The organism is Acinetobacter sp. MD2(2019) (assembly GCF_035615615.1).
GTDB lineage: Bacteria > Pseudomonadota > Gammaproteobacteria > Pseudomonadales > Moraxellaceae > Acinetobacter.
The window spans coordinates 1-1,702 of sequence record NZ_VTDU01000056.1 but is presented as its reverse complement, the minus strand read 5'-3'; the positions used below and the strand labels follow the sequence as shown (position 1 = coordinate 1,702).

The window sequence follows — 1,702 nt, the reverse complement described above, 5'->3', positions numbered from 1 at the left end:
GGTACATGTGTTCATCCCATGCCCGAACGGAAATACCGAGTTGTTGTTTGACCTTCTCTGCATCAAAGCGGGTACTGTGTGGAACTTTTACAACGCCTGCACTGCCACTTTGGCCTTTGAGGGCAATCGCCAAAGTGTTATTACACACCACCCGAATGGAAGTAAATTGTGCTGTAGTCGCTAATGTTCCATCACAAGCGGTTGCCAATAGAATGTAGCCATTACTGACATCTTTACCTTTTAACGCGCTGCTTTGTCCAGTTTTGGCTAATGCCCAGAACTTTTTACCGCCTTTGAGTACCCCAGCAGTTTCTAACTCAAAACCTGATTGTTCAGTTAAATCCCGATAAAATTCGAGAATCTGTTTGGGCTGAACTTCTTGAAAGCGTTGACTGACCACAGACAACGGTGCATGGGTATCAGAGCGATATAAGACTCGTTGTTCTTCAAAAGGCATGATGATGCTTTGCCCACGTTGATTCTGTGCCATGTAATTGACGTTAGAGGATTCGATCCGCCAATCCATGCCGGCTTGTTGTGCCCAGACTTCAATCGGTTGCTGTGGGGAAAGTGGATTGCCAAGCCCATGCCAAGGGGTGTCGCCCACATAGGCCATTTGTTCAATCAGATGTGCCATGATTTTATTTCCTGTAAAAGTTGTCTAGTCATCAACTGAATTGATGGACTTTAATGAGTGAAAAGAGTTATTGGATGAATACATTTAAAATCTAATTGCGGATGCTCGGACTAAAATCGCGATCGCAGTCATTACAGTAATAAAAGGGGCAATACACCTGATTGAAATGAGACTGGCTTGCACCATCGGTCATGATTAGCCAGACTCCTGCAATGAATACCCCTGCCAAAGCCCCTGCAAGCGGTGGGAGATTTAAACTTTTAGAAAGACTCATTCCCACACCGGCTAAGGCTAAAGGTGACATCACATCACTTGAATGTGCAGATGCGCCATTCAGAGTGGCTAAATGCTGTGGGGATTCGAGTAATACCGTATCTCTCGATTGACAATAAGGACATGGTAAATTCATCTGAAGTATTCCTGTCATAAAAAAGCCCGCTTAAGATCGGCAGGCAAAATGTAAATGGATCACATACGGGCGATTTAAAACTCACCGCATGCGGGTCATTTAGATGTTATGTCACTGTAATTTTTTAGAATCTGTTTTTTATTCCGCCTAATTTCTTTAATTTTGATCGATGAGACCAAGGAGGAATTGACCTGATTTTCATCAACGATTATGATGCAGAAGCTGGCCTACATTGCCAGTCGGTTTTGACAGACCGCAGATCCAGCACGGTATATAAAAGCAATTTTTTATGTCGTGGAACCCTCGTGTCCCCTCTTCGTTGCGGTAGGACGGGAGGGGGACGCCTTGTGCGTGCTGGTTCCTTGGATCCCAGTCTGTCAACCCCCTTTCGTTCTGCCACCATAATCAATTGACAGTGATTCGGTAGAACTTCTTATAATTCCAAGGAGTCATCGATTATGACGCTATTATATTGTTGTGCTTCCCTCGCACATACATCGCATTCACCCTCACGCGATCGGCAATTCATTCCCATTCCAGCCTTACATCGGCACGCTGCGCCTTAATTCATCTCAATACACAATCAACTGCTGAGTTTTACAACATCAGTGGGGTTTTGTGCTGGAGAAATCGTATGAAATTAATCGCACAGTTAA

The 1,702-nt window shown here is 44.4% G+C and carries 2 protein-coding genes; both read right to left on the bottom strand.

Translation table 11 applies throughout. The features are described from left to right. Positions 1 to 637, bottom strand: a 637-nt coding sequence (locus tag I2F62_RS12985) for a DUF932 domain-containing protein (protein ID WP_324627405.1), incomplete at its 3' end; no start/stop codon positions are given. A gap of 91 nt (positions 638 to 728) precedes the next feature. After that, positions 729 to 1,046, bottom strand: a complete 318-nt coding sequence (locus I2F62_RS12980) for a hypothetical protein (protein ID WP_324627404.1) — start codon at positions 1,044 to 1,046, stop codon at positions 729 to 731. Positions 1,047 to 1,702 lie beyond the last annotated feature (656 nt).

What these genes read in the sequence shown, in the direction of transcription:
- I2F62_RS12980 (WP_324627404.1), bottom strand. Translation starts at nt 1,046, where the DNA reads ATGAATTTACCATGTCCTTATTGTCAATCGAGAGATACGGTATTACTC.